Below are 17,194 nucleotides of genomic sequence, written 5' to 3' on the forward strand. Positions count from 1 at the left end.
AACCATAGGCACAAACCGATGTCAGGACAATGCACAGACGCACGTCCCGACTCAGGATCACGCATGCATCAAGAATCTTCCCTGGCGCCCGACGCCGCATGGATCGAGCGTCGCGACGATCTGCAGGCCTGGCTCGCGGATCTGCCAGGCGATGCCGCGCTGGGTTTCGATACCGAGTTCATGCGCCGCAATACCTTTTATCCGCAGCTGGCCCTGGTCCAGCTGGGCTGGAATGGGCGCTACGCGCTGGTCGACCCGGTGGCCTTTGACATGGGCGATGCGCTGCAGCCGCAGATCGGCGGCGGCGATGTGGTGACCGTGATGCACAGCGCCAGCGAAGACCTGGAGGCCTTGTCGCCGTTCCTGCCGCATGGTCCGCGCCAGCTGTTCGATACCCAGATTGCGGCAGCCTTCGTCGGCATGGGCCTGGGCATCAGCTATCGCGCCCTGGTGGCCGAGTTGACCGGCGCCGAGCTCGACAAGGGCGAAACGCGTTCGGACTGGCTGCAGCGTCCGCTGACCCAATCGCAACGCGCCTATGCCACCCTGGACGTGGTCTATCTCAAGCCAGTGCACGAACAGCTGGCCGAGCGACTCATCCAGCGCGACCGAACGGCATGGCATGCCGAAGACTGCGAGCGACTCAAGCAACGCGCCTGCTATCGCGAAGGCGATCCCCAGCCGCAGCGTGGTTTTCGCAGTGCCTCGGACTGGCGCCCCGACCAGCGCGCCCTGCTCCGCCGCATCCTGTTGTGGCGCGACCAGTCCGCGCGCACGCTCGATCGCCCGCGCCCCTGGCTGCTTGAGGACGCCGCCGCCATGAGCCTGGTGCAACAACTACCGCACTCTGCTGCCGAACTCGACAGCCGCACGCGCGGCCAGCGCGCGCTGCGCTCGCCGCAACGCACCGAACTGCTGGAGCTGCTGCTGCGCCCGGTGGACGAGAACGAAATCGCGGCGACCGCAACCATTCCCGAATCGCCGCAGGGGGAAGCAAAACGTGCCCTGCCCGCCATGAAGGACTGCGTGGACAAGGCCGCCAGCGAGCTGGACCTGCCCCCGGGCCTGCTGTGTCCGCGCAAGGTGCTCGAGGAATACGTGGTGACTGCGCAGTGGCCCGAATTCCTCGAGGGCTGGCGTCGCCAGATCCTTCTCGAACCGCTCAGCGCCCTGCTCCCGTAAGGTCCTGGCAGGGGCTTGGCGAACCCCAAACGGCGCTGCTACTATCTTCCGCTCGTGTGGGGCCATAGCTCAGCTGGGAGAGCGCGTCGTTCGCAATGACGAGGTCGGGAGTTCGATCCTCCCTGGCTCCACCAATCTCTACAAAACAACAGCGCTTTATGCCACTCGGCGTAAAGCGCTGTTTTGTTTTGGGACGCCGTGAAGTCGCCAGGCGCCGGACAAGGCCGCTCGACCAAGGCGATTTGCGCATAAACGAAGGGGTATGCAGCCGTCGTGATCTGCACGACAGCCCATACCCCAATCGTCACGCTATGCAACCAGCGCGGTTAGCGCCGATGACGCGTGTTCGGTGCGAGAGGACGACCCGGCGCCAGGCCGGGATGACTGGCTTCGCGCGCAAACCGCTGCGTGGTTTGATAGCTGAGCTTCTTGTCACTCGATTCCCGCTTGACTGAAGTTCCACTGTAGACGTCGTGGATACGGGCCAGAGAGAGCGGCTCAGTAGGTTGCTTCATGAGAATTCCTTGGAAGGTGACGGATGCATGCCCACCAGCCGAGGCTGGGCACAACGATGACTGCATAAGGAACCAATCAGCGACGACTTAGTGCAGGCAGTGATACCAAAGAGCCTCAATTCCCGTCCGTGTTGCACATACTCTGGCGTCCCTGACGGAGACAAAGCCTTCTTTAAGCAGGCAGCGGAGATCGCAAAGACCACCGGTAGCCCTCAATGGCAACGGACAGGCCGTCGCCACATGACGCAACAACGTCCATTGCCCGGAGGTCAGGATCTTGCGGGGGTTCATCATGCGAATCCCTCACCCGGAGTGGCCTAGGAACACATCGCACCCGCGGTGCGCTTCGGATGTTCCATGACCCCTCCGACCATACTCTCTGTTGGGCGATCGATTGTTAGGTTTTCCGGCACCCTGCAGGCGAGGCGCTAGACGCCGGCCCTGCATGCCCCGCTGTTCGTAACCCTCAACTAACGGCGATGCGCGCAGATTCGAACGGCAGAAGAGCGACACAGGGTGCGCTCGGCGCCGCCGAGAGAGACGTTTCTCTGCCTCCCATGCCCGATGGCGGAGGCCAGGCCATGAACCAGTCACGTCAACAATTGCGTCAAACGATGAGTCGGCTCGACGCATCGATCACCATGCTGCATGCGTCGCACCCCACCGACGCGGACTTCTTTCAATCGACGGAATGCATTTTTTCCGACGTGCTTGCACATTCCTGTGCCGAGGATACGGACTGGCTGCTGGGCACCATCGACTGGATTTGCACCCAACATGGCATGCCTTATCCGGCGAGCTGACGAGCGCGGCAAACATTGAGTGCGCATGGCCAAGAACGGTGCGCAGGCTCGCTTCCCGCCGCAAAACGGCGCATTTACAAGCGATGCAAGTGAACGCGCAGTCATTATTCATTTGCTTTTTCAAGCCCTGCCCCCTACTGTGAGCGGGCTGAGTTTCAAGGGTCACCATAAATGTGGCCCGATGCTGTAGATTGAAGTTACCTACACCGTTGTACCCGTTTCCGCCTTGTGACCAGCTTTTTCGCCGCTCTGCGGCTTCATTCGTTTCAAGGAAAAAATCATGTCTCAGGTAGAAACCGGTACGGTCAAGTGGTTCAACGATGCCAAGGGCTTCGGCTTCATCAGCCGTTCGAGCGGTGAGGACGTGTTCGTCCACTTCCGCGCGATCCAGTCGCAGGGCTTCAAGAGCCTGCAGGAAGGCCAGAACGTGTCGTTCATCGTGACCCAGGGCCAGCGTGGCCTGCAGGCCGAGAACGTGCAGATCGTCTGATCTAGCCGTCCGACCAAGAAAAAGCCCGGCCTTGAGCCGGGTTTTTTTTGGCCTTTTTTCGGATGACTCAGCTGGGCAAGGCTGTGGCGAGTCATCGGCTGCATCTGTCAAATGCAGCCGCCAGCAAACCAACTCAAGCGAGTTAACGCTTCTCGGGCACCGCGACGTCTTTCGCTGCCTTTTTCTTGGCCAGCTTTTCGTCCTGCAGCTTCTTCTTTGCAATTTCGCGCTGACGCTTTTCGAAGGAATAGTTCGGCTTTGGCAAGGGAGTCCTCGTGTGTATCAAGTGGGAAGGATGACGAGCGCACAAACTGCACCGTCGACTCGTACGTACTACTGAAGCGCCAGATCGACGCTCGCGACCGGCAGCAAAGTCAGGCGACTTTGCCTACGATGGAAGCTTGCGCCTGCTCGGCAGCCAAAGCACGCTCTTCGGCATACTCGGTGCGAACGGCCTTGCAATAAGGTCCATTCATCACGAAGCGGCGACAGATGGACGGACGGCTCTCGTAAATGCCGCAATTCATCTTCGTGCTGTTGATCGCGACGCACCAGCCGTCCTCATCGTGCTTCATCACATGCAAGCCGCTGGGCAATTGCGTGGTGAGATGCGAGGGAATCTTGTCTTCGGGTTGCAGCACGACGGTGAGTCGGCAGCACACCGCGTCGCAGGTCGAGCAACCGGATGCCTTCCTGGGAGGGAGTTGCGATGCGGTCATGCGCGCACCACCTGGTTGGCGCTGGTGTCGCCGACAGCGTGCGATCGATAGCCCTGCTCCCTGACGGGAACATGGTCGTGAAGCGTGCAATTGCCTGGCATGGATGCTCCCAGGGGCGTCCCCGCAACAACGGGGCACAAGTGAAAGGGAGCGAAGCGTGCGGTCTTGAGAACGCCGCACATCACTCGCGAAGCGAGGAAGTACTTGCGGCGCCATGTTACACCATGGTGGCGAGGCAAATGTGATGGCGCGGAAGGCATCCGTGCGTGAGACGACGTTGCGTGCTCCAGCGCGCCGTCGCTGCAACCGCGATCGCTCGCGTCGATCAATTCACCAGGGGCGGATCGCTCACTTCGACACGACGCACACTCAACGCCGTGCCTGCGGCCGCCACGATGATCGCAACGATGGCGAGCCATTGCAGGATGGTGAGTCGCTCACCCAGCAGCGCGACACCGGCCACCGCCGCGATGGCCGGCTCCAGACTCAGCAAGGTGCTGAAGGTGCGCGCGGGCAATCGCGTCAACGCGATCATCTCCAGCGAATACGGCAGCGCCGAACTGAGCAAGGCCACGCCCAGCGCGTAAGGCAACAAGGCGGGCGACAACAGTGCGCTGCCGGCATGGGCAACGCCAAATGGAATGGCCAGCAAGGCGCCCATCGAGGTACCCCACGTGACCGCGTCGGCGCCGTGCGCATCACCTGCCCTCTTGCCGAACACGATGTACAGCGCCCAGCCCAGGCCCGCGGCGAGCGCGTACATCACGCCGATGGGATCCAGCGCTTTCGACGTGGCCTGCAATGGCAGCAGCAAGGCCAGGCCGACGACGACCAGTGCAATCCACAGGAAATCGATCAGGCGGCGCGAATGAAACAACGCCAGTGCCAGCGGACCGGTGAACTCCAGCGCTACGGCAATGCCGAGCGGGATCGTGCGCAGCGACATGTAGAAGACCAGGTTCATGGCGCCCATCGAGAGCCCATAGGCCCACAAGGCGCCCCAGTTCGGCCGATGCCCCAGCCGACGCCACGGACGGCGCCACAGCAGTAGGATCAGCGCACTCAGGCCCAGTCGGTACGCGGTCGCGCCCTGTGCTCCCACTACGGGAAACAGATGCTTGGCCAGCGAGGCACCGCATTGGTACGAGACCATGCTGATCATCAACACGCCGATCGCCAGGGCGAGCGGGCCAACTGCGGAACGTGGGGACATGGGGCCGTTGCCATCAAACGATGTCGACATGATGCCTGCAGGCTCCTGCGATGCCCACCATGCACATCGGCCCATCGATCTCATTGCTGACAGCAGGCGTCAGCAATCTCGGGGACGATGGTTCGGGCGCGATATCGAAAGAGCTTGCGCATTCACTGACTGCAAGGAAAACGACAGCGAGATAGCCCTTGATGTCACGCGTGGAGAGCACACTTTCGGCACTGCACGCCGAAGAAAATCGTCGCCACAGTGTTCGCCATTCGCCGTCCCCTGGAGATTTGTTTGTCATGACACCGCAGGAACAACAGCTACTCGATGATTTCCTTCAGCGCCTTGCCGCCGCCGGCAGCGTGGCGAAGGACCCGCAGGCCGATGCGCTGATTCGCCAGCGCCTGGCGTCCCAGCCTGATGCGCTGTATCTGCTGGTGCAGCGCAGTCTGTTGCAGCAACAGGCGCTCGATGCCGCCAAGGCGCAGATCTCCCAGCTTCAGGCCCAACTCGCCTCGCAGCAGGGCGGCGGCAGTTTCCTGGGCGGCCAGCCGTCGTCGGCCTGGGGCGCCGTGCCTCCGCCGGTGCCGCCGCAACAGCCGATGCCGCCGCAGGCTGCTCCGAGCTGGCGCGATCGTCTCTTCGGCGGCGCACCGGCCCAGCCCGCGCCCGCCGCGCCCAGTTTCCTGTCGCAGGCAGCGACCACTGCTGCCGGTGTTGCTGGCGGCATGTTCCTTTTCGACGGTATCGAAAGCCTGCTGGGCGGCCACCACGGCGGTGGCGGCTTCTTCGGTGGCGGCGGTCAGCCGACCGTGATCGAGAACATCACCGAGAACAACACCTATAACGACGGCAACAACGATCGCCTGAGCGACAACCGTGATCGCGACGACTTTGCGTCGAACGACTTCACGCCGTCCAACGATTTCGATGACGGCAACGACGGTGGCTTCGACGACAACGGCTGGGCCTGAGCCTCGGCGTTGACGTCCATGAACGTAGGGAGCGCAGCCGGTCGTCGACTGGCTGCGCTCTACACCGCGTCTGTCTGGCTCAGTTTGCGCAGTTCCACGTGGCGTGACTGGCTCAACTCTTCACGCAATGCTTCGACGAAGTACCCCGGCGCCGTGGCAAGCACGCGCTGCAGCAGATCGCAGGCCTCGTCAATGCGCCCCTGTTCGGCCAGCACGGATGCCCAGCTGCACTGTCCTCTGTAGTCGCCCTTTTCGGCAGAGCGACGATACAACTCGCGGGCGCGCTCTGCGTCGGGCGCGGTCTCCCAGCCGTGTTCGTGATACTGACCGAGAAAATGCATGGCGCGACCGTGCCCGGCCTCGGCAGCCCGCGTAAACCACTCGAAGGCAGCGGCACGATCCGCGCGAATACCGCGACCGTTCGCCAGTAGGTGGGCGTAGTTGTACATGCCCCAGTCCAAGCCGTGTTCCGCCGATTCGCGGTACCACACGGCAGCCAATTCATAATCGGCACCGCCGCCCCAGCCGTTTTCCAGGCAGCGGCCCAGCATGTTCATCGCCATCGCTTCGCCTTGATGGGCGGCATGCTGGAACCAGTAACGCGCTTCGGCACCATTGCGTTCGCAGCCGATGCCTTCCAGATACATCTGCCCGAGCGCCAGTTGCGATGCGCGGTCGCCTGCGAGCGCCTGCACGCGCAGCATGGCGAAAGCGCGCGCGGGGTCGCACCTCAGCAGCTGTGGAAATTCATCGGTGGCACCGCCCTGTCGGTGACTCATTGGTGTGACCACGTACGCAGCAGATTGTTGTAGATGCTTTGGGCGAGCGCACCGGCATTGAGCATTTCGGGGAGGTGAAGCTGCATCGTGTTTCCCTGATCTCAACTTGCCGGACGCGCCCGATCACGATCAGCATGACCGTATCAGAAACTGGCATTTGCTGTGCGCAGGCCGACCCGTGCCGCAGCCACCGACGCGCAGAGTGCGCGTCGCAAGCCTTTTCGTTGTCGTCATGGTTCGCAAGGACCTGCGCGCTCAATGGATGAAGCGGTCGAAGCACTCGAACTCGCCGCGGAGAGTTTCCCTCGATGTCGCATGGCTGCATCCGGGAATGATCGTCTCGAGATCGCGGGTGTTGCAGCCATCGCCGACGTCGTGCTTCAGCGGCGCCAACGCCATGCCCCGGGAGCTGGCCATAAGGTGGATGGACGGCCTGGCCGGGAAGGCCACCAGACTCCTGGAGGTCGTGCCCGGTCCTTCGCACAGTCGAACGCCGGCTCCCAGAGGCCAGCCGGCCGTACCACCGACGGGTCGAGGACAACGAGCGACGCACCCCGTTTGGCGTCAGGCACGATCGTGCCTTCACGTTAACAAGACTGTGAATCATTCGCAATATCCTGCAAGAGTCTGCCGCATCACCCTCCGGTCACCCGCCTTGGCGGCCTTCCTTCCCTCGTGGCATCAGTCAGCACAAACGCATCGAGTGCGCCGGTTCACATCGGCACATACGCCATCCGATAAGCATCCTCTGGCCTAGCGGAAAACCACAGCGACCCTGTTAGCCTTTCGCCGCCTGCAGCGGTTCGTGCAACCACACCTGCCGCTGAGCGCATGCATCAACACAGGGGGCTGCACGTTCGTTCTCTAACGGGTGATCCATCGGATAACCTGCGGGTCGAATCAACGCCTCGCCAACGGACAGCGGAACAACGGCATGCAAAATCTGGAAGACACCAAGCTCGCCATTATTGGACTCGGCTATGTGGGCCTGCCGCTGGCAGTGGAATTTGGCAAGCATTACGACACCGTAGGCTTTGACATCAACCAACGCCGCATCGATGAGCTGAGCGCCGGCATCGACCACACGCTGGAAGTGAACCGCGAGGAGCTGGCGCAGTCGCCACGACTTCGCTTCAGCTCGCAGCTGGCGGACCTCGCCCACTGCAATGTCTACATTGTCACGGTGCCCACGCCGATCGATTCGGCCAAGCGACCGGATCTGACGCCGCTGATCCGCGCCAGCGAGACCCTGGCCAAGGTGCTCAAACGCGGCGACATCGTGGTGTACGAATCCACCGTGTATCCGGGCTGCACCGAGGAAGTCTGCGTGCCGCTGCTGGCCAAAGGCTCCGGCCTGGTGTTCAACCAGGACTTCTTTGCGGGCTACAGCCCGGAGCGCATCAATCCGGGCGACAAGCAGCACCGCGTGACCAGCATCCTCAAGGTCACCTCCGGTTCCACGCCGGAAACCGCTGATTTCGTCGATCGCCTGTACGGTTCGATCATCACCGCCGGCACCCACAAGGCCAGCTCGCTCAAGGTGGCCGAGGCGGCCAAGGTAATCGAGAACACGCAGCGCGACCTCAACATCGCGCTGGTCAACGACTTGTCGATCCTGTTCAACAAGCTGGGCATCGACACGTTGGAAGTGCTGCAGGCCGCTGGCACCAAGTGGAACTTCCTGCCGTTCCGCCCGGGCCTGGTGGGCGGCCACTGCATCAGCGTCGATCCCTACTACCTCACGCACAAGGCACAGGAAGTCGGCCATCATCCGGACGTGATCCTGGCCGGCCGCCGCACCAACGACAGCATGGGCCCCTATGTGGCCAGCGAAGTGATACGCCTGATGGTGCGCAAAGGCATCAATCCGGTGCGCGCGCGCATCCTGGTGCTCGGCCTCGCCTTCAAGGAGAACTGCCCTGACCTGCGCAACACGCGCGTGGTCGATATCGTGCATGCCTTGCGCGGCTATAACGCCGATGTCGACGTGCACGATCCCTGGGTCAATGTGGCTGAGGCAGAACACGAATACGCGCTCAAACCTATCGAAGCACCGAATAACGGCGACTACGACGCGGTAATCATTGCTGTGGGCCATCGTCAGTTCACGGCCCTGGGCGCCACCGGCATCCGCGCATTCGGCAAGTCGTCGTCGGTGGTGTATGACGTGAAGTACGTGCTGCCGCGTGAAGCGGTCGACGGCCGTCTCTAAGGAACTGCATCATGAAAGTGCTGGTTACAGGTACAGCGGGCTTTATCGGATCCCATGTCGCACAGCGTCTGCTGGAGCGCGGCGACGAGGTGGTGGGCCTGGACAACCTCAACGACTACTACGACGTCACGCTGAAGAAGGCGCGACTCGCCCGCTTTGCCGATCATCCAGGCTATACCCATATCCAGGCCGATCTGGCCGATCGCGCGGCGATGGAGCAGGCCTTCGCCGTGCACCGGCCGCAACGCGTGGTCCATCTGGCCGCGCAGGCCGGCGTGCGCTATGCGGCGGAGAATCCGCACGTCTACATCAGCAGCAACGTCACCGGTTTTCTGCACGTTCTGGAAGGCTGCCGCCATCACGGCGTGGAGCATCTGGTATTCGCTTCCACCAGTTCGGTGTACGGCGCCAATACGGCCATGCCGTTCTCCGAGCACAAGTCGGCCGAGCATCCGTTGACGCTCTATGCCGCCAGCAAGAAAGCGAACGAGCAGATGGCGCACAGTTATGCGCATCTGTATGGCATACCAAGCACCGGACTGCGCTTTTTCACGGTGTACGGGCCGTGGGGCCGACCGGACATGGCGTTGTTTCTCTTCACGCGCGCCATCCTTGCCGGCGAGCCGATCCGCGTGTTCAACCACGGCAGGCACAAGCGCAGCTTCACCTATGTGGACGACATCGTCGAAGGCGTGATCCGTACGCTGGACAAGGTGCCGCCGATCGACGAGCACTGGGACAGCAACCAGCCCGATCCGGCCACCAGCGGCGTCGCGCCGTATCGCCTGTTCAACATCGGCAACGAACGTCCGGTCGAACTGCTGCAGTACATCGAAGTGCTCGAATCATGCCTCGGCCGCAAGGCCATCATGGAGATGCTTCCGCTGCAGCCGGGCGACGTTCCTGACACCGAAGCCGATGTAACGGACCTGATACAGACCGTTGGCTATAGGCCGCAGGTGTCGGTAGAAACTGGGGTCGCCAACTTTGTACGCTGGTACCGCGAGTACTATCGCGTGTGATCGACTAAGGCCGCCAACAGTCCGGAGCGACTGCGCGTTGCGCCACGGACCAGATCCACGAATAACACTGTTGTGAAGAACGTGGATTCCTAGGGGGTTGGTGTGATCATCGACTACTTGAGCGACGTGCATCCCGAGGATGTCGAAGCCGACCTGTGCATCGTCGGCGCCGGCGCTGCGGGCATCGCCATTGCTCACAGTTTCATTGGGACGTCCGTACGGGTCTGCCTGCTCGAGAGTGGCGGCATGGGCGCGGAACAGCGCAACCAGGCCTTGTACGAGGGCAGCTCGGCCGGCCATGTCGACTTCGATCCCAGCACCTCGCGCATGCGGGTATTCGGTGGAAGTTGCAATCTGTGGGGCGGCGGCTGCATCACGCTGAGCAGCGATGATCTCAAGCCACGCGACTGGGTGCCCGATAGCGGCTGGCCGATCGGCTACGACGAACTCGAACCGTATTACGCACGCGCCCTCTCCTTCTGCCAGCTTGGCGACATCGGCTTTACCGAGGGCACATTCACAGCACCCACCGCGCGGCCGGTGCTGCCTTTCGACGACGACAAGCTGGTCAACCAGCTGTTTGCGCGCAGCGGCATCCTGTTTGGCGATGCCTACCGCGACGTGCTCGACGACGCGCCGAACATCCTGGTGCTGCTGCACGCCAACCTGATGGAGCTCCTGCCATCGCAGGATGGCGCGCGTGTGCGGGAAGCGGCCATCGGTTCGCTAGGGGGGCATCGCAGCAAAGTGCGGGCCCGCCACTACGTGCTCGCCTCCGGCGGTATTGAGAACGCGCGCCTGCTGTTGCTTTCCAACTCGGTGGTGCCCGAAGGCCTGGGCAACCAGCGCGACGTGGTCGGCCGCTATTTCATGGATCATCCCAGCGGCACGCTGGGCACGCTCACGGCCAAGCAGTCGCACCGCGTCACCGCACCCTACGAACGCCTGCACGGCAAGAACGCTCCCATGGCATTTCCGGAGATCGCGCTGTCGCCCGACTACCAACGATCTCAACGCGTACTCAATGGCCGCGTGCATCCGTTCGGTGTGGAAGGCCCGCTGCCGCGAGGTATCCGCGCCCTGCGGGAGCTGCGTTCCATCAAGCGCAAGCCGATGCAGGACGAAAACGCGCAACTGGAGGCCCTGCTGTCCTCGGCGCTGCGCAATGCGCCGGCATCGGAAGTGGTCGCCGCGCCAAACAACATCGGCCTTACGGCCTTGAAGCTGGGCCTGGGCATCGGCGACATCGCCAAGGCGGTGGTCCACAAGCTGACCGACCGTCCGGCGGTGCGCAACAGCCACGTCGAACTGGTCGGCTATTTCGAGCAGGCCCCCAATCGCGACAGCCGCATCACGCTGGGCGAGGAGACCGACGCCCTGGGACAGCGCAAAGTCTGCGTGGATTGGCGACTTACGCCGCTGGACCTCCATACCTATCGCACGTCGGCCAGCTTGTTCGGCAACGAACTGGCACGTCTGTGCAACGGCCATTTCGAACTGGCGCCCTGGCTCGCCGACCAGCACACCACGCCCGAAGTGCATGGGACGGCGCATCACATCGGCAGCACGCGGATGTCCGACGACCCAGGCAAGGGTGTAGTCAATCGGGACTGCAAAGTGCATGGCATGGACAACCTGCACATCGCGGGAAGCTCGGTCTTCCCCACCGGGGGCTGGGCCTTTCCCACCTTCACCATCGTGGCCCTCAGCCTCAGGCTTGCGGACGAGCTGCGAGCACTGCTGATGGCCGGCATCCTCTAAGGAAAGAGACAACGGAATGCACGCGACCATGCTTCGCCAGGCCACCTTTTCGCGCTTCACGCACCGCGTCGCGGCCTCGCTGCGCGCCTGCCGCTTCGCGCCGCCGAGTGCGGACGAGGCACGCGTCATCGTGTTCGACAGCGCCCCGTGGTGGCAGCTGCGCAACGAGGCAGCCAGTCTGCTGTCGCCTCCGGAAGCTGCGCGCGCCGTGCGCTTTCGCCACGCGCTGGACCAGGACACCTACACCATCGCGCATGCCTACTGGCGGGTGGCGCTAGGCATCACGCTGAACATCGATCCCGCGCTGGTGGAGCTGTCGCGCTCACCCAACGGGCAGCCCTTGCTGCCCGGCACCGGCCTGGTGACCAGCCTCAGTCACAGCGGCACCATGGTGGCGGTGGCGATCGCGCAAGGCGCAGCGGTCGGGGTGGATATCGAAGGATTCCCGCCGCGCACCAACCTCCATGACATCGCCGGCGTGCTGTGCACCCCGGCGGAAGCGGCGGCGATCGCCACACTGGACGGTGAGGCGCGCACGCGGGCACTGCTCGAACTGTGGACGCGCAAGGAAGCTCTGCTCAAGGCATTTGGGGTAGGTCTGCGCGTGCCACCGTCCTCGATCGACGCCGCCATCGGCGTCGGCATCGCGCCGCCCATCGGCATGACGGACGTGCCGCCCTGCCGTCTCTCTCCCTTGGCTATGCCGGTTGGCTGGGTGGGTGCACTCGCGCTCGCCGACGACATTGCACGCCATTCGTTGCACCAGGTCTGACTGCAGTTTTCGTCTGGTTTTGTGCGCTTTGCCGTGAGCGGACGGGTGGATGTAACAGCGCTGAGACAGCCGAACAGGCTGTGCCTTCGCTCCTCCGTAAGTTGCATCGACACCTATGAACGCGCCGCGATAGCCTCCTCATTGCGCCACGGGACGTGGCCATACTCGGGGACGTAGGGGGATCGGATGCTTCGTTTTCTGCGCCGGCAATCGATGCGTTGGCTAGCCTTGCTCGGCATCTGCGAGCTGATGTTGCTGGCCATGTCGCTGACGCTTGCCACTTACATCCGTTACGCGCACAACGCCGATGAACTGGCCGAGTTCACCGTGCACCTGCCCGAGCGCTCGCTGGTGTTCGCCGGCATCCTGGTGATCGGCATGATTGCGCTGGGCCAGTACCAGGCGCATATCCGCATGACGCGCTTCGGCCTGCTCGCACGCCAGTTCGTGGCCTTCGTGCTGGGTGGCATCCTGCTGGTCGTCGGTTACTACGTGGTACCGCAGGCCTATGTCGGCCGCGGCGTGTTGGCCATCGCACTGCTGCTGGGATTCATCCTGGTGCTCGGCATCCGCCTGCTGTTTCTCCAGCTGGTGGAAGTGGAGGCGCTGAAGCGCCGCGTGCTGATTCTTGGCGCCGGCCATCGTGCGGCGCAGATCCACAACCAGATGCGTCGCCGCACCGATCGCCGCGGGTTCTGCGTGGTGGGCTATGTGCCGCGCATCGACGAGACGGTGGCCGTGCCCGAAGACCACCTGATCCGCACCAACCTGCCGCTGCATGTACTGGTGCTGCGCCAGCAGATCGACGAAGTGGTGGTGGGCGTCGACGACCGTCGCGGCCATATGCCCATGGACGACTTGCTGGAATGCCGCCAGATGGGCATCACGATCACCGATCTCACCTCATTCTTCGAGCGCGAATCCGGTCGGCTGCAGCTCACCATCCTCGATCCGTCGTGGCTGGTGTTTTCCGGCGGGTTCAATGCCACGCCGCTGCGGCAGCTGAGCAAGCGTTGCTTCGATCTTGGTGCGGCGGCGCTGCTGTTGCTGCTGTGCTGGCCGTTGATGCTGCTGGAGGCGCTGGCCATCACCATCGAATCCGGTGCGGGCCAGCCCATCCTCTATCGCCAGGAGCGTGTGGGTGCGCACGGGCGCACTTTCCTCCTGCTGAAATTCCGCAGCATGCGCACCGATGCCGAACGCGATGGCATTGCACGCTGGGCCGCGAAGAACGATGACCGCGTGACCCGCGTCGGCCGCATCAGCCGCAAGCTTCGCATCGACGAACTACCGCAGCTCTGGAACGTGTTCAAGGGCGACATGAGCATCGTCGGCCCGCGTCCAGAGCGACCGCAGTTCGTGGCCGATCTGGCCACGCAGATCCGCTATTACAGCCTGCGCCACTGCCTCAAGCCCGGCCTGGCCGGTTGGGCGCAGCTCAGTTACCCCTACGGTGCGACCGTCGAGGAAGCCGCCGAAAAGCTCAAATACGACCTGTTCTACGTGAAGAATCACAACCTGCTGCTGGACCTGTTGATTCTTATCCAGACGGTGGAAGTGGTGCTGTTTGGTCGCGGAGCGCGTTGAATCAACATCGACCGCACGGGCCGCCGGGTGGTGGAGGCACACGATGAGATCTGACCTACCATCAGATCGCGTGTGGCAGCCGCCTGGCGACCCGTGCGGTCCTGCGTCAGCGGGTGAGCGAGGTGGCGTGCGCTTCGGTGTGCAAGGGATGCAATGGCGAGCTATGCCATTCCACCACTTCGTCATGATCGAAGCGGATCCACGACGGACCGTATTCCCACAGCTCGCCATGCACGGCGAGCGGCTCGCCTTCGACCGAACGCACATCGGCGGCGGACATGCCCACGTGCAGGACGACACCCTCGGCCGCGGCCTCGTGCGACACGCTGCCGGTGCCAGCCTGCACGCTGGTGTCGTCGTCGTTGCCATCGGACGTAGACAACGAGGCCTCATGCATCGCCCAGCCCAAGGTGCCGAGCGCCACGATCACCAACAACATGGCGAGTCGGGCGTGCGAGCGCCGGCCGCCGGCGGCCGGCTCGCTGTGCCGCGTGGCATCGGCGGCCGCCGCGGTTCGACGCGCGGCAAACGGATCGGGCATCTCGCGCACCGTGCCGGACAGGTCGCGGTTGCCGGACATGGTGGTAAACGCCGAGCTTTGCGGTGCGCCGGGCAGGCGCCCGTAGCGGCGATGAAAATCCATGGCCGCGCCGTACTGCGCATTGAGCCGCTGCAGGCGCGACGCCATGCGCGCGTCGGCAGGGCGCCCGGCGTGGCGGTCGGGATGCATCGCCCCGACATGCCGCCGGTACGCCTGCTTCAACTCGTCCAGCCCGCAACCGGGGTTCAAACCCAGCCGTCGGTACAGGTCGAGAAAATCGGTCTCGTGCGTCACCACTGTCCCCAACCATGGCGCCTGACTATCGTTGCGCGAGGACTGCGTGTGGCTCGCGCCGGTCACCTTGTCGCGTCGTTTGGCCGTCCATTCGACAGGTGACCCCGAGCTTGACACGACCTATCACGAATCACAATATCAATCCAATGCGACAGGAGAATGCACCCATGCACGCAGGTTTCTCCTTGTTATCTGCGCGTGCGCGCCCCGCGCGCGCGGCTCTGCTGGCGATGCTGCTGGTTGTCGCCCTGCCCGCCTGGGCCACCCTCGACGATGTGGTGTCGACCATGCAGCACCCGCCCGCGCTTGGCGCACACACCATGCTCAACCAGTCCGAAGGTGACGGCAGCTCGCCGGCTGTTACTTCGGCGATACACACGCAGGATGCCGGCAGCTCGCTGCTGGTACTGGTGGCCGGCCACGCGGACAACGACGCCGAACCCACCGACAGCTATGCCAATACCTGGAAACGGGTGGGCGACGCGGTCACGTACAACGGCTACGACGGCCGCTTCAATGCGCGCGCCTATATCGCCATCGGCGCCCATGGCGGCAAACGCCATACCGTTCAGGTGCTCAAAGCCGGTTCGCCGAACGGCGAAATCACCATTCCGTTCATCGAAATCGTCCAGGCCGGCAAGCTGCAGGACGTGGCACAGAATTACCCCACGCCCGGCGTAACGGCCCGCGCCGCCAACAAGCTCACGCGTGCGTGGCAAGGCATGACCGGCGGTCCCGACACCACCAACACGACGCTCACCAGCGGCACGGTCACCACCACCGGGCCTGCCACGCTGGTGGCCGTGTGGCTGGGCGAGGCCTACATCTACAACATGAGCGCCGTCCCCGGCGACGGCTTCAAGGTGATCGACAGCTACCTGCACCTGCCGCCCAACAGCGGTGTGCAATGCGCGGTGGCGATCAAGCAGGTGGACAAGGCCGGCACCTACTCGGTGACCTGGAACGACTCGCCGGCACAGGGCGCCATCCTCTGGCTATTCGCCTTCCAGGCACCCTGAAACCGCCGCGACGGATCGCACCTGTAACAGGCGTGTATCACTTTTACGGTGCAAGCATCGCCGTGCGTTTTTATGACCTCGCGTCATCGCTGCATGGCTACCCCTAACAGCCTATTCCGTCGGGGCTGTGCGGCGTAATTGATTGCGTCCGCCCTGCTGCTTAGGGCGTATTCACACAAAAACGCCTGCGACGGAGACTAGCCCTGTTCCGATGTATCAGCGCGGTTGCATGACAAGGCAACGGAACAAGGCTCCGGGGGATTGCCATCACGACGTGAACGGATCGGCTTTCGATCCTCGCTGCATAAAGCGACCGTCGACCACCGGATGGGTTGAGACCTCGCAGTCACGCGAACCACGCTTGTTCAGGGGGAAACAACATGAGCGCCGATGCCGACCGGCTGATTGAGGTGGACTGGGATGGTTTTGATCCGTGGCGTATCCAGCCGATACGCCATCGCCTGATGGACCACCCGCTGCTGCAGTTGCCTTCGCTGGTGGAGCTGAGCAAGCGCCTCGAATCGCGCGGCCGCGTACGTACGCATAGCAGCGACGCCACCCCTGGCACGCCGTTCAATACGGCGCCCAAGCTCCATCCCAACCGCATGACGGCCGCCAGCACGCTGCAACAGATCGAGCAGGCCAAGGCCTGGATGTCGCTGCTCAATGTGCAGACGGACGATACCTATCGCTCGCTGGTGGACGAAGTACTCGACGACGTGAAGCCCGGCGTGGATCGTCTCGATCCTGGCATGTGCTATCGCGGCGGCTGGATCTTCATCACCTCGCCGAACACGGTGACGCCGTTCCATTTCGACAAGGAACACAATTTCATCCTGCAGGTGAGCGGACGCAAGACGCTCTACGTGTGGGATCACCGCGACACGGTCGCCGCCAGTGAGGAAGCCCGGGATCGCTTCCACGCCTGCCACGAGCGCGACCGCCTGCACTGGGACGACAGCCTGCGCGAGCGCGCCACGGTCTTTCATCTAGAGCCTGGCCAGGGCGCGTACATGCCCTCGACCAGCCCGCATATGGTGGAGAACGGCGACAACGCCTCGGTCACCATCAGCTTCACCTACTACACCCACGCCACCCGCCGCGACAGCCTGCTGCATGCGGCGCACGAACGCCTGCGCGGCTGGGGCATCGCTCCGCCGGCCGTGGGGCAGAACGCAGCGCTCGACTTCCTGTTGCACGCGGGTTTCCGCTCGGCCATCGATACACGCGAATGGCTGCGGCGCTCGCTCGGCAAGCAGCCTTATACGGACGGCGCGGACTACGCCATCGCCGGTTGATCGATCGCGCCACAAGCGCGCGCAG

18 protein-coding genes and 1 tRNA gene are annotated in these 17,194 nt (G+C 63.4%); 12 read left to right on the forward strand and 7 right to left on the reverse strand.

What is annotated here, in order from left to right; translation table 11 throughout:
• Nucleotides 1–63: 63 nt before the first annotated feature.
• Nucleotides 64–1,182, forward strand: coding sequence for a ribonuclease D (rnd, locus tag AC1DKY_RS11565; RefSeq protein WP_441603210.1), 1,119 nt, complete (start codon nt 64–66; stop codon nt 1,180–1,182).
• A 58-nt stretch (nt 1,183–1,240) separates the two neighbouring features.
• Nucleotides 1,241–1,316 (forward strand) — tRNA-Ala (locus AC1DKY_RS11570).
• Between the two features lie 192 nt (nt 1,317–1,508).
• Here AC1DKY_RS11570 and AC1DKY_RS11575 read toward each other — a convergent pair.
• Nucleotides 1,509–1,697 (reverse strand): hypothetical protein, encoded by a 189-nt coding sequence (locus AC1DKY_RS11575; protein WP_441603209.1) that lies wholly within the window; start codon nt 1,695–1,697, stop codon nt 1,509–1,511.
• A 581-nt stretch (nt 1,698–2,278) separates the two neighbouring features.
• Between AC1DKY_RS11575 and AC1DKY_RS11580 the strand changes: the two genes are divergently transcribed.
• Entirely contained in the window at nt 2,279–2,500 is a 222-nt protein-coding gene (locus AC1DKY_RS11580; protein WP_441603208.1) for a hypothetical protein, read from the forward strand.
• A 280-nt stretch (nt 2,501–2,780) separates the two neighbouring features.
• On the forward strand, nt 2,781–2,990 hold the full coding sequence (locus AC1DKY_RS11585; protein ID WP_121879590.1) for a cold-shock protein: 210 nt from the start codon (nt 2,781–2,783) through the stop codon (nt 2,988–2,990).
• A 142-nt stretch (nt 2,991–3,132) separates the two neighbouring features.
• Here the strand turns inward: AC1DKY_RS11585 and AC1DKY_RS11590 are convergent, their stop codons facing one another.
• The 3 genes from AC1DKY_RS11590 to AC1DKY_RS11600 form a co-directional block, all read right to left on the reverse strand.
• Nucleotides 3,133–3,255 (reverse strand): hypothetical protein, encoded by a 123-nt coding sequence (locus tag AC1DKY_RS11590; RefSeq protein WP_441603207.1) that lies wholly within the window; start codon nt 3,253–3,255, stop codon nt 3,133–3,135.
• A gap of 109 nt (nt 3,256–3,364) precedes the next feature.
• Nucleotides 3,365–3,709 carry a YkgJ family cysteine cluster protein gene (locus AC1DKY_RS11595; protein ID WP_441603206.1) on the reverse strand — a complete coding sequence of 115 codons (345 nt, stop codon included), beginning with the start codon at nt 3,707–3,709 and terminating at the stop codon, nt 3,365–3,367.
• Nucleotides 3,710–4,034: 325 nt separating this feature from the next.
• Nucleotides 4,035–4,922, reverse strand: a complete 888-nt coding sequence (locus AC1DKY_RS11600; protein ID WP_441603205.1) for an EamA family transporter — start codon at nt 4,920–4,922, stop codon at nt 4,035–4,037.
• Between the two features lie 287 nt (nt 4,923–5,209).
• On the opposite strand from AC1DKY_RS11600, the gene AC1DKY_RS11605 reads away from it, so the two are divergent.
• The gene (locus tag AC1DKY_RS11605) at nt 5,210–5,884 is read left to right on the forward strand and encodes a DUF2076 family protein (protein WP_441603204.1); all 675 of its coding nucleotides are present in this window, start codon (nt 5,210–5,212) and stop codon (nt 5,882–5,884) included.
• Between the two features lie 59 nt (nt 5,885–5,943).
• On the opposite strand, the gene AC1DKY_RS11610 is transcribed toward AC1DKY_RS11605, so the two are convergent.
• On the reverse strand, nt 5,944–6,663 hold the full coding sequence (locus tag AC1DKY_RS11610; RefSeq protein ID WP_441603203.1) for a tetratricopeptide repeat protein: 720 nt from the start codon (nt 6,661–6,663) through the stop codon (nt 5,944–5,946).
• Nucleotides 6,664–6,918: 255 nt separating this feature from the next.
• Nucleotides 6,919–7,113 (reverse strand): hypothetical protein, encoded by a 195-nt coding sequence (locus AC1DKY_RS11615; RefSeq protein ID WP_441603202.1) that lies wholly within the window; start codon nt 7,111–7,113, stop codon nt 6,919–6,921.
• A gap of 484 nt (nt 7,114–7,597) precedes the next feature.
• On the opposite strand from AC1DKY_RS11615, the gene tviB reads away from it, so the two are divergent.
• The 5 genes from tviB to AC1DKY_RS11640 all read left to right on the forward strand — a co-directional run bounded on the left by tviB (nt 7,598) and on the right by AC1DKY_RS11640 (nt 14,017).
• Nucleotides 7,598–8,875, forward strand: coding sequence for a Vi polysaccharide biosynthesis UDP-N-acetylglucosamine C-6 dehydrogenase TviB (gene tviB / locus AC1DKY_RS11620; RefSeq protein WP_441603201.1), 1,278 nt, complete (start codon nt 7,598–7,600; stop codon nt 8,873–8,875).
• An 11-nt stretch (nt 8,876–8,886) separates the two neighbouring features.
• On the forward strand, nt 8,887–9,897 hold the full coding sequence (locus AC1DKY_RS11625; RefSeq protein WP_441603200.1) for an NAD-dependent epimerase: 1,011 nt from the start codon (nt 8,887–8,889) through the stop codon (nt 9,895–9,897).
• A gap of 102 nt (nt 9,898–9,999) precedes the next feature.
• Nucleotides 10,000–11,658: a GMC oxidoreductase gene (locus AC1DKY_RS11630; protein WP_441603199.1), complete on the forward strand. Its 1,659-nt coding sequence runs from the start codon at nt 10,000–10,002 to the stop codon at nt 11,656–11,658.
• A gap of 16 nt (nt 11,659–11,674) precedes the next feature.
• Nucleotides 11,675–12,430 (forward strand): 4'-phosphopantetheinyl transferase family protein, encoded by a 756-nt coding sequence (locus AC1DKY_RS11635; protein ID WP_441603198.1) that lies wholly within the window; start codon nt 11,675–11,677, stop codon nt 12,428–12,430.
• Between the two features lie 186 nt (nt 12,431–12,616).
• Entirely contained in the window at nt 12,617–14,017 is a 1,401-nt protein-coding gene (locus AC1DKY_RS11640) for a TIGR03013 family XrtA/PEP-CTERM system glycosyltransferase (protein WP_441603197.1), read from the forward strand.
• 106 nt (nt 14,018–14,123) lie between these two features.
• Here the strand turns inward: AC1DKY_RS11640 and AC1DKY_RS11645 are convergent, their stop codons facing one another.
• Complete coding sequence (locus AC1DKY_RS11645; RefSeq protein ID WP_441603196.1) at nt 14,124–14,969, reverse strand: J domain-containing protein; 846 nt, start codon at nt 14,967–14,969, stop codon at nt 14,124–14,126.
• Nucleotides 14,970–15,019: 50 nt separating this feature from the next.
• Here AC1DKY_RS11645 and AC1DKY_RS11650 point away from each other — a divergent pair, with 50 nt between their 5' ends.
• Together AC1DKY_RS11650 and AC1DKY_RS11655 are read left to right on the forward strand one after the other, a co-directional pair.
• On the forward strand, nt 15,020–15,871 hold the full coding sequence (locus AC1DKY_RS11650) for a hypothetical protein (RefSeq protein ID WP_441603195.1): 852 nt from the start codon (nt 15,020–15,022) through the stop codon (nt 15,869–15,871).
• Between the two features lie 380 nt (nt 15,872–16,251).
• Nucleotides 16,252–17,169 carry a cupin-like domain-containing protein gene (locus AC1DKY_RS11655; protein ID WP_441603194.1) on the forward strand — a complete coding sequence of 306 codons (918 nt, stop codon included), beginning with the start codon at nt 16,252–16,254 and terminating at the stop codon, nt 17,167–17,169.
• The last annotated feature ends 25 nt before the right edge of the window (nt 17,170–17,194 follow it).

This window comes from Dyella sp. 01N448, assembly GCF_056399225.1.